Raw genomic sequence first — 15,271 nt, 5'->3', positions numbered from 1 at the left:
GGTATATCATATAAAGGAATCAACTAACATTATAAAGGGATTATGAAAACGTTGTCAATTCAATATTGAAAACGTTGTTATTTTAAGGAGGTAAATTATGTCAAATGTGCAATCACTTGATCGTGCTTTAAATCTATTAGAATTGATTTCAAAATATAGCCCAGTATCATTAAACCAACTCGTATCATTAAGCGGCCTATCTAAAACAACGATACACCGTTTAGTGCAAGCTTTAATTGAGAACAATTATGTAAAAAAAGATAACTTAACACATCAATATGAACTGACCTTTAAATTATTCCAATTAGGATATGCTAGCATACAAAATATTGATCACTTAAATATTGCTAAAAGTTTAATAAGTAAGCTTGCTATAGACGTTAAAGAAACGTGCCATTTAGTATTAGAAGATAAAAATGAAGTTTTATATATTGAGAAATTTATACCTGATGGGGCACAACAAACAATGTCTTCTAAGATAGGGTTGCGTTCGCCTATGTATTGTACAGCTGTTGGAAAAGCCATTTTATCTACTTATAGTGACGAAGCGATTCACAAGGTGTGGGATGCAACACAAATTAAAGCACATACCGAAAATACGATTACTAATGTAGAGGATTTAATGAGCGAAATAAAAATGATTCGCCAACAAGGTTACGCGGAAGATAAAGAAGAAAATGAAACAGGGATTTTTTGTATTGGTACATATTTTGTAAACTTTAGAAATGAAGTTCAAGGTGCTATCAGTTTATCTTTTCCTACTGCTCAAATTTATAAAAAAGATTTTCTTATATCACAATTAAAAGCCACTGCTCAATCCATTTCAAAGCATTTAGGATTTATTGTAACTTAAAGGGCATTATTTCAAATAAACTTCTTATTATTATCATATTGATTATTATTTTGATAAAGTACAAGTAAATTATTTCTTATATTGATATGTAAACATGAGGATTGGGTGGGATTCGTTTATGAAAATTGAAAGCATTAAATTATTCACTTCAGAATTAGCAGAGACATTCCAATTTTATGAAGAAACTTTAGAATGTCCCGTTCGTATGATTAATGAGGAGACTTTTGTGGTTGAAATTGGGGAGACACATTTGTATTTCCAACAATCTGACGAAGACGTCCAACCCTTCTACCACTTTGCAATTGATATTCCTTACAACCATTTTTATGATATGAAACAACATTACCAAAATATTTTATTCTTGTTGATGGAAGATGGTGCACATGCCACTTATTTTGAGTCTTTCATTGCACATTCGTTTTATTTTCACGATCCATCGGGCAATGTTGTTGAACTGATAGCAAGAATCTCTAATATTACAGATGAGCCTGAATTCTCAAGGATTAGTGAGATTGGATTCGTTTGTAATGAAGCAAATGAAGTGTTCGAAGCATTATCAAAGTATTATTTAAATACATATGAAAATCAGCCATTTATAGCAGAAGATTTGAATTTCATTGGAGACACCCGTGATGATAGCTTTATTTTACTTACTCCAGAAAATAATAAATGGTTATTTTCCGAAAAAATGTCTGAATCCTATCCAATTACGATACAAACGTCAGAGTTTGAATTATCAATGGATCAACAAGATCAATGGCATTTAATTACTTTATAAAACAGCCAAAACAAGTGGGAGAAAGATATCAAAAATCTTAAATTGATATTTTTCTCCCACTTTTTAATGATTATATGTTTAAAAAAGCTGATATAACAGTACACATTAACTGGGTCTGTCTACGTAATACAAGCCCAATGTCAATCATATAGCTACTGTTTCATTTCTCAACTTCTTAAGCAATCTATTCTTTAACTTGCGACTTGTCACTGACAAATTTCTTTAAAGTTTTATTTAAACCATCTCTTGCTTCTTGGTCATAATTATAACTACCATCATCATTTTGCGTGATATGCTTATCTAATATAAATCTGCCTTTATGAATCGTATCCGCACCTAGTTCTTTAATAACCGGATCAAGACTGTATTGAATTGCTAATACATGCGCAAACGTACCGCCTAAAGCTAATGGCAACACTGTTTTACCAGTAAACGCGCCACGTGGTAATAAATCTAAATATGTTTTGACTATGCCAGAATAAGCTGCTTTAAATACTGGTGATACAATAATGATGCCATCAGCATCTTCAATTATTTTATGTGTCTGATTAATTGATTCATCGGAAAAATCTGCAGTAATTAACGCTTCTGCGTCTAACTGATGGACATGAATAATATCTGTATCAATACCTTCATCATCCAAATACTTTTCTGCGTAATCTATGACACCTGTAAGTCGTGATTTTACTTTATTGCCTCCAGCAATAATTGCTACTTTTGCCAATATGATATTCCCCTTTCTAAATACATTTTTCATATAAATAGCTGACAGCTCAATTTATAATCATTATAAAATAACATTTAAATTCAAAAGCTTTATCCATATCACTATTCCAAGCATGTTTCATGCTTCAGTCAATATATGAAAAACCAAATCGTCGAAACATAATTCCGCTTCTTATAGCGTATCATCAAAAATGGTTTTAATCATAGTAAATGACTCTAATTTTCAATTTATAATCTATTTTGCCTATTGTAGTTAAACTATTCACATTATAAATCACCATGATAACTATTACGATGTTATTCCCATGGAAATAATCGCACCGCTATTCTAATCTACACAATCCATTCATTACTATTGCAAAAACGCTGTATACAAGCAATGCGACTATATTTTATTCTCTTTTCAATACAAATAAATTTATTATATTCTTTTTTAAAAAACCGTTTTACTTTAAAAAACATTTTTTATAGATGTATACTTTATTTAGTAATGCAAAGGAGTGATATGTAATGTGTACATTTTCAGAAAAAGAAAAAGTACAAATTTTATCAGATATTGTAGCAATGAATACGGTAAATGATAATGAAATCGAGGTTTGTAACTATCTTCAAAAATTATTTTCAGAGTATGGTATTGAATCGACTATAGATAAAGTAGATGAGCGACGTGCTAACCTTATTGCTGAAATAGGCGAAGGTAACCCAGTAATTGGTATATCCGGTCACATGGACGTGGTTTCTGAAGGTAACCGTTCTCAATGGACATACGATCCATTCACACTTACTGAAGATAATGGCTTTTTATATGGCAGAGGCGCAGCTGATATGAAATCTGGACTCGCTGCGTTAGCCATTGCACTAATTGATATGAAACAATCTGGGTCACTTAAGCAGGGTCGCATTAAGTTTTTAGCGACAACTGGTGAAGAAATGGAACAACTTGGCTCTCAAAGTTTATATGAAAAAGGTTATATGGATGATGTTGAGGCGTTAATCATTGCTGAACCTTGCCAAGATATGATGGTATACGCCCACAAAGGTTCTATGGATTATCGCATCACTTCATATGGTAAATCAGCCCACAGCTCTATGCCTATTTTAGGGACAAACGCGATTAAACCATTAATTGAATTTATTCAAGATATTGATGATGCTTACGCTAGAATCTCAAAGGAAGTCCAAGGTAAAGCGTTAAATTTCACACAATTCATAGAAAGAATAAAACCTTCATTACCTGCCACAATGGCGCTTGAAGAAGTTGAATCGGCGCTCCAAGGTTTAGTCATTAGTAACACATTAATCAATGGCGGTGTTCAAGTCAACTCTGTACCAGAAGAAGCAGATGCAGATTTTAATATTCGTACAATCCCTGAATATGATAATGAACAAGTCAAAGCATTGTTTTCAAATACAATAGAGAAATATAATAATAAGGGTGCACATTTAGCAAGCAACTTATACTTAGATTTAGACCCAGTCCTCACCACAGGCGACAATAGTTTAATTAATACGGCACAAACTATAGCTAAAACTGCCTTTGATAAAGATTTCATTGCTTCCCCTATTGGTGGCGTGACTGATGCATCAAACTTGCTCAAAGGTAAAGGTGAATCTTTCCCATTCTTAGTATTTGGTCCTGGTGTTAAACCACACCAAATTGATGAATGTGTAGAAAAAGAAAAATATTTAAAATTTATTGATTTTTATATTGAGCTTTTAACAAATTATGCTCATAATCATTAATCTTTAATAAAATATACACATTATAAAAAGGAAGCGAGATAGAAATCTATTTTTAATAGGTTTTGTTGTCCCGCTTCCTTTTTATATTGTCTTACATATAAATTATTTATTTTGTATTGTTGTGCCAACATTATGGCCATTTTGTAACTTTTGAATGATATGTGACTCACTCCCAGCAGCGATGACAACTTTTTGACATCCCATTTCAATTGCTTGAATCGCATCTTGTACTTTGGGAATCATGCCTCCGTATATTAATTTTTGTTCAATATATGCTTCAATGCTTTCCGCGTTTAGAGAAGCTTGGACTTTTTCATTAATTAAAACGCCTGGAATATCGCTCAATAAATAAATAGGTGCATTTAACGCTTGCGCAAGTTTATATGCAAGTGTATCAGCATTAATATTATATATTTGGCCTGTTTGTTTAAGCACGCCTATAGAAGCAATGACTGGAACAAAAGAATCAGTTAATGACTCTATAACAGAAACATCTATATTAGCAGGTTCACCAACAAAACCATATTGGGGATCTAATGGCACAATATCGAATAATTGAGCATCCATACCATTTATGCCAATGCTTTTAATATCAAATCGATTAATTTTATTAACTAAACTCGGGTTGACTTGGCCTATTAAAGTTTGACTTGTTACTGAAAGTACGTCATCAGTAGTCACTCTTAAACCATCTTTAAATTCCGATGTTACGCCTTGTAATTTTAATGACTGGTTGATGAAAGGCCCACCACCATGAACAATTAATGGCTTATAACCTTGTTTTTTTAATTGAACAATATCTTCAATTGTAGATTCATGTAAATTTGTTAGAGTGCTGCCACCTATTTTTATAATAATATAACTCATTTGATACACCCCTTACGTTCTGTACGATGCATTGATACGTACATATTCATATGATAAATCGCAACCATAAGCTGCTGCTTCACCATCGCCATCTCCAACAGAAACTTCTATGACAATATTATCTTCTGTTAAACGCGCTTTTAACAACTGCTCATCGAATGGTAAATGCATACCATGCTCTAACACTGGTAATTGACATAAAGAAACATTTGTCTCGCTTGGTTCTACATGTTTGGAAGCATATCCTATAGCCGTGACAATTCTACCAAAGTTTGCATCTTCTCCATGAATTGCTGTTTTCACTAAATTAGAAGATACAATACTTTTAGCAATCTTTTTCGCCTCTTTATCATGATATGCGCCTATGACTTTAGCTGTTACCAATTTCGTAGCCCCTTCGCCGTCTTTGGCAATCGATTTGGCAAGATATTGACTTACAAAATTGAAGGCATATATAAATTTATGCCATTCAGGATGATTTTCATCTAATGACTGATGATCAACTTGGCCGTTCGCCATGCAAAGTACCATATCATTAGTGCTTGTATCTCCATCAACTGTAATCATATTAAACGATTGATCTGTTGCTTGTTTTAAACAGTTATCTAAAGTACGTGCGTCGACGTTCGCATCTGTGGTGATAAAACCAAGCATTGTTGCCATATTAGGATGCACCATACCTGAACCTTTTGCAGTTCCGCCTATCGTGACCGTCTTACCATCAATTTCAACTTGTACTGATAAGTGTTTGGTTGTTGTATCAGTCGTTAAAATAGATTGGTTGAAAAATTGGCTCTGATTATATTTTTCGTTTAAAATATGCTGAGTTCCGTATTGAATTTTTTCCATAGGTAAAAACGAGCCAATAACGCCTGTAGAGGCAACACCAATTTTATATGGTTCTATATTTAATTGTTCAGCTGCCCATGCTTGAGTATCTTTCGCATCTTGCAAACCTCTTGCTCCAGTACATGAATTTGCATTAGCTGAGTTAACCACAATCGCTTGTAATGATTGATTCATATATATGGTTTCTTCAGTCACTATAAGTGGTGCCGCTTTAAAACGGTTAAGTGTATAAACACCTGCAGCCGAAGCTTCTGTCGTAGAATAAATCCATCCAAAATCTCTTTTCTTTCTTCTTAACCCTACGTGAAGCCCACCAGCAATAAATCCTAATGGCGAGCCTACATCCCCTTGTAAATCTATATTAAGTTGATTAAGCATATCTATCGTTTCAATCTCTTTCATCTCATCTCTCCTTTCATTTTATTAAGGATAAACTGGGAGTTGGTTCAAACCAGTTGTTTCATCCAATCCATAAAGTAGATTTAAATTCTGAATTGCTTGACCGCTTGCGCCTTTAACTAAATTATCAATAACGGAAACAATAATAGCCATTTGATTTATTTCATCTACGTATATGCCAATATCGCAGAAATTACTACCATAAACTTCTTTTGTCTTAGGATATATGCCTATATCCCTAACCCTCACAAATGGTTTGTCATCATAATATTGTTTATAAATAGCTTGTAGTTCCTCTGTCGTTGTGTACTCATTTAACTTTACATAAATCGTTGAGAGAATACCACGCGTCATCGGCACAAGATGTGGTGTGAATGTAACATTGATATCTTTCCCTGATAACGTTGAGATATATTGTTCAATTTCAGGTTTATGTTTATGTTTTCCTATAGCATATGCGCTGAAATTTTCATTCATCTCAGCATAATGTACATGTTGTGCTAATGAACGCCCTGCACCTGAAACGCCTGTTTTCGAATCAATAATAATCGACTCAGTATCAATAACTTCTTGAACAACGAGCGGATGCAAAGCTAATAAAATTGAAGTAGGGAAACAACCCGGATTAGCTATTAGCTTTGTATGTTGCCAATCCACTTCGCTCCATTCTGCAATACTATAACTGGCTGCATCTAGTTGCTGTTGCGGAGCGGCTTCCTCTCCGTAAAATGTTTTATACATATGTCGATTTGATAGCCTAAAATCTCCCGATAAATCAATCACTTTAACACCTTTATCCACTAAATCTGGTGCTAAATGTTTACTTACATTGGATGGTGTAGCAAAAAACACAACATCACAAGACACACCCTTTTCATCTAATGCAGTATAATTTAATATTAAATGACTTAAATGAGGGAACGTCTCACTTATCGGTTCATCGTTTTTAGAATGTGAAAATACATATTTAATCGTTACATTTGGATGATGCTGTAATAATCGAATCAGTTCAACCGCACCATAACCGCTTCCTCCAACTATCCCAATTTCTATCATTTCACTCTTCCTTTCTGAAAATTCGGAATTTTTAAGATGTTATTTTATTCTTTTCAAGTACTTCACTAATTACTTCAATCATTTTATTGATTTCCGCTTCATTAATTACTAAAGGCGGTGCAATTCTAATAATATTGCCTTGTGTTTCTTTGCATAGCACACCTTTTTCAATCATTTCTAAACAATAGGGTTGTGCTTGTTCTGTCAATTCAATACCAATAAACAATCCTCTCCCCCTGACATCATAAATAATTGGGCTATCGATAAGCTGTAATTGATTAAGCAATAATTGCCCTAATTTAGCTGAACGTTCAATTAAATTTTCATCAATCAACACATCTAATGCAGCCATCGAAACAGCGCATGCAAGTGGGTTTCCCCCAAATGTAGAACCGTGTGTGCCTGGCGTTAATACGTTCATAACAGCTTCATTTGCTAGTATTGCTGAAATAGGATAAAGTCCGCCACCCAATGATTTACCTAATAAATAAATATCTGGTTCTACGCCTTCCCATTCCATAGCAAACATTTTGCCAGTTCTGCCCAGGCCAACCTGAATTTCATCTGCAACTAATAAAATATTATGTTGATCACATAAATTACGGACTTCCTGTATAAAATAGTCTGGTGGTATATTGACGCCACCCTCACCTTGTATGGGTTCTAAAATAATAGCGGAGGTATGATCATTAATCAATGTTTTTAAATATTCAATATCTCCAAAATCTATATAATTCACATTACCTAATAATGGGCCAAATCCATCTTTATAACTATCTTGTGCAGACAGAGATAAAGCACCTAATGTACGACCATGAAAGTTACCATTCATAGCAATGATTTCACTTTCATTTTCTTTAATACCTTTAACATCCGAACCCCATTTACGCGCGATCTTAATTGCTGTTTCAACTGCTTCAGTACCAGTGTTCATAGGTAACACTTTGTCTTTATTAGCTAACTTACAAATTTTTTCTTCCCATTGACCTAAGTTGTCACTATATAATGCACGAGACACCATTGTAATCTGTTCACTTTGCGCTTGGAAAGCTTCAATAATTTTAGGATGACAATGTCCTTGATTAACCACTGAAAATCCAGCTATGCAATCAATATAACGCTTGCCTTCCACATCCCAAACTTGAGCGCCTTTACCTTTAGCTAATGCTAATTTCAAAGGGCTATAGTTATTCGAACTGTAATGGTCTGTTAAATCAAATAGATTATTCACTAAATCCACCAACCTCTTATTATTATTCTTATTTTTGAATTAATATTCATAAATAATACACTTTTATATGTAATAAGTCAAAGGTTTATTTCAAAAAAATCTTATGTAATATGCTTTAAAAACTGTTAATACAATAAAAATGTATCTATTGAAATTTTCTGATTTTTCAATAGATACAAGTAACTAATTGTATACAATTTGCATATATAGAAGGTATGAAATTGTGTTTTTATTTTAATTAACATGATCAAGCATTAAGTTGTTTTAATAATTGTGGTAATTGTGTGATATCTTTTATTATATAGTCTGCATTATTTTGCTTAAATATATGCGTTGCTTCTTCAATATAGGTGTTTCGTTCATGTTCTGTTAAATCATTCCATTGTTGTTCATTCAATCCAACAACGGAACTCCCTTTAATAACACCTACAGCTGTCACCCCTGCGTTGATAGCTTCTTTAATATCAGAAGCCGTATCACCTAATTTAATCACTTCTTTAACAGAGGATAATTTAAGTTGTTGAATATTTTTGAAAATCATGTATGGATATGGTCTACCATAACCATCTACTTGTTCTGCTGTAACTATATTATGAGGTGCATATCCTTTACGTTTAGCTTCAGGAGCAACGACTTCCATCATTTCTTTAGTATACCCTGTAGTAGAACCAATAAGGTAACCTTCTGCTTGCAGTGCACTTATAGTATCATTCACGTCTGGTATAAGATGCGTAAATGATTTAAGTTGCTTCATCAACGCATTTTCAAAATGAGCATATAATTGGTCGATATCTTTTTCTGTCGGCACATTATCAAATTCATCTCTCCAAGCTTGATGAATACGTGGCATTTCAGTCATCGCTTTGATATGGTCACGCTTTAACATTCCCATGGGCTCTCTAGCTTCTTCAATCGTAACCTCAATTCCCGCTTTTTTAAAAATATCAACAAATACATTTACTGGCGCAAAACACCCAAAATCTATCGTCGTCCCCGCCCAATCCATAATAATACCTTTTATTTTAGTCATAAATATTTACTCCTTTAATTTATAATTTTCTATATGCTGAATCATATTTTCAAAATCTTGACGATGTAAATCTCCAATGTTTCCAATCCTAAAGGAAGGCGTTTCCATTAATTTCCCAGGATATAATACAAAATGATGTTTTTTCATATATTCATAAAAGCAATCAAAATCAAAATTTTGATTTGGGTATAAAAAAGTAGTAATGATTGGTGATTGATATTGATTGTCTATATACGGTTCAAACCCCAAACGTTTCATAGATTGAATAACGAATTGATTATTAGAAGCATATCTTTCATTACGAACATGAACGCCGCCTTCATTTTCTAATTCTATAATTGCTTGATAAAATGCTGCCACTACATGTGTTGGAGATGTATAACGCCATTTACCACTGTCTTTCATTACAGACCACTGTTCATATAAATCAAGAGATACACTTCTTGCATTTCCTTTCGTTTGTTCTAAACTTTGTCTTTTAGCAATAACAAATCCAAAGCCAGGCACACCTTGTATGCATTTATTTGCACTACTAACTAAAAAATCTATGTCTAACTCCTCAACCTCAATTGGGATACCGCCAAAACTACTCATAGCATCTATAATTATTTTCTTATCAAACTTTCGTGCCAGCTCACAAATTGCTTCTATAGGATTCAAAATACCTGTCGTAGTTTCGCAATGCACCACAGCAATATGCGTTAGTGTTGCATCTTTTTCTAAAAGCTGTTTGACTTTTCCAACGAAAGGCGCCTCATTGTATGGTAAGTTTAACTCAGTTACGTTCTTTCCTGTAGCATATGCCATTTCTATCATTCTCTTCCCATACGCACCATTACTTATAATCAGTATATGATCTGTTGGGGACAACGCCGTTTGAATAATACTTTCTACGACAAAACTTCCACTCCCTTGTTGTAAAATAGATGTATAATTTTGAGCGTCTACTTTTGCAATATCTAATAAGCGTTGTTGAATACTTTGTGTTAAATTTTTATAGTCATCATCCCATGTGCAACGGTCTATTAGCATTTCACGTTTCACTGTATCACTCGTTGTCAAAGGTCCTGGCGTTAATAATTTTAATTGTTCCATTTAATCACTCCTATACATTGTTAGTTTTGCGCTTCCTTTTTAGCTTCTTGGAATATTTCTTGATGTTCCCCTAATAAATCTATCGTTAATCTACCATTCCACTTTTTGGGGTAAGTAGGTTGTTGCTGTTTTTCGACTTTCTCCCCTTTATAAAGAGGCACTGGGTATTGTTCTAATAAATCTTTACGCCCGTATTTTTGTATAATACGAATCATTTTCTCAGCTTTCTGTTGCTTTTCACCTCCTTTATTAACAACTGCTGCACCTTCTACTAACGAAAAGTTACCTTCTGTCGGATCAATATAACGAATGGGTTTGCCTTTTTTCTCGGCATCAATAGCTTGTGAACGTAACCCTACACCGATAGCTGCCTCTCCAGATTCAACTTTTTTAAGCGGCCCAGACCCTGAACTTTCTAAATGAGGACCGACATTGTTCAAGAGTTGTGTTAGTATCTTCTGCCCCTCTTTATTGCCATATTCATTTAAGATACTTTGTATCACCAACCATCCTGTGGAAGAGTCAATGACGTTCGGCATTGCTACTTGATTTTTATATTGCGTATTTGTTAATGAATGGATAGATTCCGGTGTTTCTAATCCTTTTTCCTTGATAACCTCTGTATTAACAAATAAAGAACCCATATTACCTAACAGTGGTGTAATATAATCTGGGTAAGTATCTGTTGTCTTTTTATTTGTACCTTCAACATCAGTAAACATGTTATTTTCTCTCTGTGCACTTTCCAAATAATAGGTTGCTTGCGTAATAATATCTGCTTCTATATTTTTTCCTTCCGCCATCATTTTCCCACCTAATTCAGCAGTCGATTGCGGTTGGACGATATATTCTCCTTTAAAACCATTACGGTCTAAAGCTTTTTCCATGACAGTAATAGCCTCTTCGTCTGCATTCGTTGAAATGACTACTTTATCTGTAGATGAACCAAGTCCAAAAAAGGAAAAATATAGGATAATGACAGTGATTAGACCAAGCACAATGATTTTCCACTTACTTTTCATTAGGCTCATCCTTTCTTTTCTAGATAATGTAGCCAACCGCTACTTATACTTCGTATACATACATTGGTAAGGAAAATTAAAATCGACAAAATAAATATATCCGTAAAGCGATTAAAATGTTGTAACTGATTTATTTCAGTCGATACGAGTTGGGTTGAAGTGGAAACTAAAAATATAACACCACTAATCGTAACCATTGCATTGATAAAGTAATAATTCATTATTTCAACGATTGTTATTTTCATATTCGGTAAAATGATTTTAAATATCGTCTCATGCCATTGATCTTGTAAAAGTGTACTCGTTATGTCCCACGAATGATTTAACTTTTCTAACGCACTTTTCGCCATCACATAGGGGGTTGTATAGTAATGAACAATAATACTAAAAACTACAATCAATAACGTGCCTTTAATTGAGCTATTTTGAAAAAACAATAAATAAGAAAGTCCTAATATCATACCTGGCACAGTGTTAGTGATTAGAGAAATCATATTTAACATCTGCCTACCTTTTACTTTTGTTCTCACAGTGATTAATGCACCCGTGAAACTAATGATGCTGCCCAAAAATGCAGTTGCTACCGCTACAAATAGAGATTGTATATAAACATCTAATAAAATTTCATCCTTGATCACATTTATAATATGTTTCAACGTAAACGCTAATTGATATGGATAGTCTTCAGTAAAAGGAACGACAAACATAACTAAGAAAATCAATAAAATAATGGTTGCAATTAAAACGGCAAATAAATTAATCCCCCTATCATGCCATTTTCTTTGAGGTAAACTGGTATGATTTATAGCTTGTTGTTGGACATTCCATCTTTCAATTGCTGTTAGAAATATAAATCCTAGCATTGCAGGTATAAGCATAAGCATTGCAATCACAGCACCTTCAGCAAATTTGGGAATAGATCCTAATATCATTTGATAAAGTGTCGTTGATATCACACTATAATTTGCTCCAATTGAAGCGGGTATGCCAAAATCAGTGAAACTTAAAATAAATGATAAAACAAAAGCATTACCAATTGGTACTAGTAATGGTCTTAATAGCGTATGGTAAAACCTTCTTACCTTGCCATCTTTCATCAGTGATGAAATGTAATAAAAGCGATGATCAACATAATTAAAAGCATTAGAAATGATAAGATAGGCAGCAGGCAACGTATAAATGATATAGCCAATGAACAAACCATTTTTGCCATAAATTGTAAACGGAAGTTCACCCAATATATTGGCTAAAATGCCTTCATCTCCAAATAAATACATTAAAATAAAACCATATGTAATTGTAGGGACAAGCATTGGCATTAACGTCATACGCTTAATATATGACTGTATCCATTTTGGTGAATGTGTCATATGGATGGCGTAAGACATAAAGAATGCAATCATCGTAGTAACGATAGCTGCACTTGAAGATATCTTCAGACTATTAAAAAGTGCATCGACTATTTCGAGATTAGTGAAAATGTTTTTGTAATGATACAGTGTCAATTGGCCTTCTAAATAAAATGAACGTCCTAATAAATAAATGATGGGTAAAAATAAAAATACAATGAAAAAAAGTAAAATTAAACTAAAGGTAATGCGTTGTGACCATAACTTATGCGCCATGGCGATCACCAAATAAACGATATATATGATCTCTTTTAATTTTCAATTGTTTTAATATAAATCTTTCAACAAATTCGCTCTTAGGATGATTAAGAATATCATTTGGTGTACCAAATTGCGCAACTTCCCCGTTCTCAATCACGACTACTTTATCTGCCATTGTTAATGCCTCTTCTGGGTCATGTGTAACAATAATAGTAGTAAGAGAGAGTGTCTTAGAAATCCTTTGGATCATATCTTTAATGGATTCTTTTATCACGCTATCTAGTGCACTTAAAGGCTCATCCATCAATAAGATTTTAGGCTCCATTACAATCGTACGTGCAATGGATACACGTTGCTTTTGACCACCAGACAATTCATGAACTTTCTTATTTAAATGAGGCCTTAGCGCTAATAGTTCAATTAAATCGGTTACCCTTTTATCATGAATACGCTTTTTTATATTTTTTAAACCATAGACTATATTTTCATAGGCACTCAAATGAGGAAATAAACAAAAATCTTGAAAGACAATATTGAAGTTTCGTTTTTGCATTGGTTTACATTGTATCTCTCTATTATTGTATAGAATTTGGCCTTGTGTCACCTCTGTTAACCCTAGAATCATATTTAACAACGTCGTCTTTCCACACCCACTGGGTCCCAATAAACTAACTATTTCTCCTTTTTCAATAGATAGGTTAATATCTTTAAGTACGTTATTATCGTTATAGCTTTTGCTAATATTTCGCAATTGCAGCACAGCTAACACCTCCTATTTGTTATACTAAAAGTATAGAATATGTTTATTGATTCAGTATTAATTAATTGTAAAAAATGATTAACTTTTGACCATATTATTACAAACTATTTACTAATTTTCAATTATATAAGGAGGGGAATCTTGTTGTTACCTACAGAAAGAAGAAAAAAAATCCTTGAAAAGCTTGAAAAAGATGAATTTTTAAAATTAAAATCACTTAAAGATGCATTACAAATTTCTATGGAAACATTAAGAAGAGATATTCAACAATTAGTCAAAGATGACTTAATCACGAAAGAGTATGGCGGCATTCGTCTTAAACAGTCGTCCAATGGTGAATCTATTATTGAACAACGTTTAGACTTAAATATAAATAAAAAAAATACAATTGCTTTAAAAGCAATTGCAGAAATATCGGAGGGAGATTGTATATTCTTAGATAGCGGGTCTACCACTTTACAAATCGCTAAACACCTTTATAAACTGAAAAACTTAACAATTATTACAAACTCAATACCTGTTATGTTACAAGCATTAAATCAAGGTCATACAATTATAAGTATCGGAGGGAAAGTGCGACAGTCTGAACATTCTATCACCAGTTTTGATTTTTTATTTAATTTTGACCAATTAAATATCGATAAATCGTTCATTTGTTGCAGCGGGGTATCCCTACACAAAGGGGTTACCGATTATAATTTAGAAGAAGTTGAAACGCGTAGAAAAATTTTAGATATTTCCAAACATACTTATTTAACTGCAGATAGTTCAAAAATAGATAAAATCGTTACAGTAAAAATTTGTGACATAGCTACTTTAGATTATTTTATTAGCGATGATCATATTGAAACAGCTAAATTAAATCATTTTAAAGATAAAGTTACGGTACTTTAAACTTACTCCAATGTGGTGCACTTAGTTCCAAATAGTTAATTCTATCTTCATAAGACACAGTATGGCCTATCTTTATAAAATAAAAGAAAGGAGCGGGACAAAAATCATATTTTTATAAAATGATTTCTGCCCGCCCCGGCAATGATGGCTAGAAAAAAGCATGGAAAAGATAAAACGTTTGCGTGAGCGCCATCAACTTAATCAATTAAAAAATACCACTTTAAAAGCTTGATATAAGCGTATTATCATTTCAGTCATCTACTGCCAATATTTAAGGATGAAACATTATCTATGTCTCATCCTCTTACACATGTATGCCTACGAAAAGCATGCAAACCTATTTGCGTTAGCATCGTTT

Annotated in this window: 14 protein-coding genes; 4 read left to right on the top strand and 10 right to left on the bottom strand. The window is 33.2% G+C overall.

What is annotated here, in order from left to right:
• Window positions 1-97 precede the first annotated feature (97 nt).
• Together BJG89_RS01945 and BJG89_RS01940 are read left to right on the top strand one after the other, a co-directional pair.
• On the top strand, window positions 98-853 hold the full coding sequence (locus BJG89_RS01945; protein WP_174221764.1) for an IclR family transcriptional regulator: 756 nt from the start codon (window positions 98-100) through the stop codon (window positions 851-853).
• A 118-nt stretch (window positions 854-971) separates the two neighbouring features.
• Window positions 972-1,631 carry a hypothetical protein gene (locus BJG89_RS01940; protein WP_096808285.1) on the top strand — a complete coding sequence of 220 codons (660 nt, stop codon included), beginning with the start codon at window positions 972-974 and terminating at the stop codon, window positions 1,629-1,631.
• A 184-nt stretch (window positions 1,632-1,815) separates the two neighbouring features.
• Here BJG89_RS01940 and ssuE read toward each other — a convergent pair whose 3' ends face one another.
• Window positions 1,816-2,355 carry an NADPH-dependent FMN reductase gene (ssuE, locus tag BJG89_RS01935; protein ID WP_096808284.1) on the bottom strand — a complete coding sequence of 180 codons (540 nt, stop codon included), beginning with the start codon at window positions 2,353-2,355 and terminating at the stop codon, window positions 1,816-1,818.
• A gap of 512 nt (window positions 2,356-2,867) precedes the next feature.
• Here ssuE and BJG89_RS01930 point away from each other — a divergent pair.
• Window positions 2,868-4,100 (top strand): ArgE/DapE family deacylase, encoded by a 1,233-nt coding sequence (locus tag BJG89_RS01930; protein ID WP_096808283.1) that lies wholly within the window; start codon window positions 2,868-2,870, stop codon window positions 4,098-4,100.
• A gap of 102 nt (window positions 4,101-4,202) precedes the next feature.
• Here BJG89_RS01930 and argB read toward each other — a convergent pair whose 3' ends face one another.
• From argB to BJG89_RS01885, 9 genes are all read right to left on the bottom strand, one after another.
• On the bottom strand, window positions 4,203-4,967 hold the full coding sequence (gene argB, locus BJG89_RS01925; protein WP_096808282.1) for an acetylglutamate kinase: 765 nt from the start codon (window positions 4,965-4,967) through the stop codon (window positions 4,203-4,205).
• Between the two features lie 12 nt (window positions 4,968-4,979).
• A complete protein-coding gene (argJ, locus tag BJG89_RS01920) occupies window positions 4,980-6,218 on the bottom strand; it encodes a bifunctional glutamate N-acetyltransferase/amino-acid acetyltransferase ArgJ (protein ID WP_096808281.1) in 1,239 nt (412 codons plus the stop codon).
• A gap of 21 nt (window positions 6,219-6,239) precedes the next feature.
• Window positions 6,240-7,271 (bottom strand): N-acetyl-gamma-glutamyl-phosphate reductase, encoded by a 1,032-nt coding sequence (gene argC, locus BJG89_RS01915; protein WP_096808280.1) that lies wholly within the window; start codon window positions 7,269-7,271, stop codon window positions 6,240-6,242.
• Between the two features lie 31 nt (window positions 7,272-7,302).
• Window positions 7,303-8,502 (bottom strand): ornithine--oxo-acid transaminase, encoded by a 1,200-nt coding sequence (gene rocD, locus BJG89_RS01910; RefSeq protein WP_096811189.1) that lies wholly within the window; start codon window positions 8,500-8,502, stop codon window positions 7,303-7,305.
• A 247-nt stretch (window positions 8,503-8,749) separates the two neighbouring features.
• Window positions 8,750-9,532: a phosphonoacetaldehyde hydrolase gene (phnX, locus tag BJG89_RS01905; protein WP_096808279.1), complete on the bottom strand. Its 783-nt coding sequence runs from the start codon at window positions 9,530-9,532 to the stop codon at window positions 8,750-8,752.
• A gap of 6 nt (window positions 9,533-9,538) precedes the next feature.
• Window positions 9,539-10,627: a 2-aminoethylphosphonate--pyruvate transaminase gene (phnW, locus tag BJG89_RS01900; RefSeq protein ID WP_096808278.1), complete on the bottom strand. Its 1,089-nt coding sequence runs from the start codon at window positions 10,625-10,627 to the stop codon at window positions 9,539-9,541.
• 20 nt (window positions 10,628-10,647) lie between these two features.
• Window positions 10,648-11,649 carry an extracellular solute-binding protein gene (locus BJG89_RS01895; protein WP_096808277.1) on the bottom strand — a complete coding sequence of 334 codons (1,002 nt, stop codon included), beginning with the start codon at window positions 11,647-11,649 and terminating at the stop codon, window positions 10,648-10,650.
• A 5-nt stretch (window positions 11,650-11,654) separates the two neighbouring features.
• Window positions 11,655-13,274 carry an ABC transporter permease subunit gene (locus BJG89_RS01890; protein WP_096808276.1) on the bottom strand — a complete coding sequence of 540 codons (1,620 nt, stop codon included), beginning with the start codon at window positions 13,272-13,274 and terminating at the stop codon, window positions 11,655-11,657.
• Window positions 13,264-14,019: an ABC transporter ATP-binding protein gene (locus tag BJG89_RS01885; RefSeq protein WP_096808275.1), complete on the bottom strand. Its 756-nt coding sequence runs from the start codon at window positions 14,017-14,019 to the stop codon at window positions 13,264-13,266. Before BJG89_RS01885 ends, BJG89_RS01890 begins: the two co-directional genes overlap by 11 nt.
• A gap of 144 nt (window positions 14,020-14,163) precedes the next feature.
• Between BJG89_RS01885 and BJG89_RS01880 the strand changes: the two genes are divergently transcribed.
• Window positions 14,164-14,913 carry a DeoR/GlpR family DNA-binding transcription regulator gene (locus BJG89_RS01880; RefSeq protein WP_096808274.1) on the top strand — a complete coding sequence of 250 codons (750 nt, stop codon included), beginning with the start codon at window positions 14,164-14,166 and terminating at the stop codon, window positions 14,911-14,913.
• Window positions 14,914-15,271: the final 358 nt, after the last annotated feature.

The sequence above is a fragment of the Staphylococcus nepalensis genome, assembly GCF_002442935.1.
GTDB lineage: Bacteria > Bacillota > Bacilli > Staphylococcales > Staphylococcaceae > Staphylococcus > Staphylococcus nepalensis.
Note: the sequence above shows the minus strand (reverse complement) of the source record. Positions and strands in the feature narration are given on the sequence as shown.

Bases quoted from the DNA above. Each gene is read 5' to 3' on its own strand.
- BJG89_RS01890 (WP_096808276.1), bottom strand. From the start codon at position 13,274: ATGGCGCATAAGTTATGGTCACAACGCATTACCTTTAGTTTAATTTTA.
- BJG89_RS01930 (WP_096808283.1), top strand. From the start codon at position 2,868: ATGTGTACATTTTCAGAAAAAGAAAAAGTACAAATTTTATCAGATATT.
- BJG89_RS01895 (WP_096808277.1), bottom strand. From the start codon at position 11,649: ATGAAAAGTAAGTGGAAAATCATTGTGCTTGGTCTAATCACTGTCATT.
- BJG89_RS01940 (WP_096808285.1), top strand. From the start codon at position 972: ATGAAAATTGAAAGCATTAAATTATTCACTTCAGAATTAGCAGAGACA.
- argJ (WP_096808281.1), bottom strand. From the start codon at position 6,218: ATGAAAGAGATTGAAACGATAGATATGCTTAATCAACTTAATATAGAT.
- argC (WP_096808280.1), bottom strand. From the start codon at position 7,271: ATGATAGAAATTGGGATAGTTGGAGGAAGCGGTTATGGTGCGGTTGAA.
- phnX (WP_096808279.1), bottom strand. From the start codon at position 9,532: ATGACTAAAATAAAAGGTATTATTATGGATTGGGCGGGGACGACGATA.
- argB (WP_096808282.1), bottom strand. From the start codon at position 4,967: ATGAGTTATATTATTATAAAAATAGGTGGCAGCACTCTAACAAATTTA.
- BJG89_RS01945 (WP_174221764.1), top strand. From the start codon at position 98: ATGTCAAATGTGCAATCACTTGATCGTGCTTTAAATCTATTAGAATTG.
- phnW (WP_096808278.1), bottom strand. From the start codon at position 10,627: ATGGAACAATTAAAATTATTAACGCCAGGACCTTTGACAACGAGTGAT.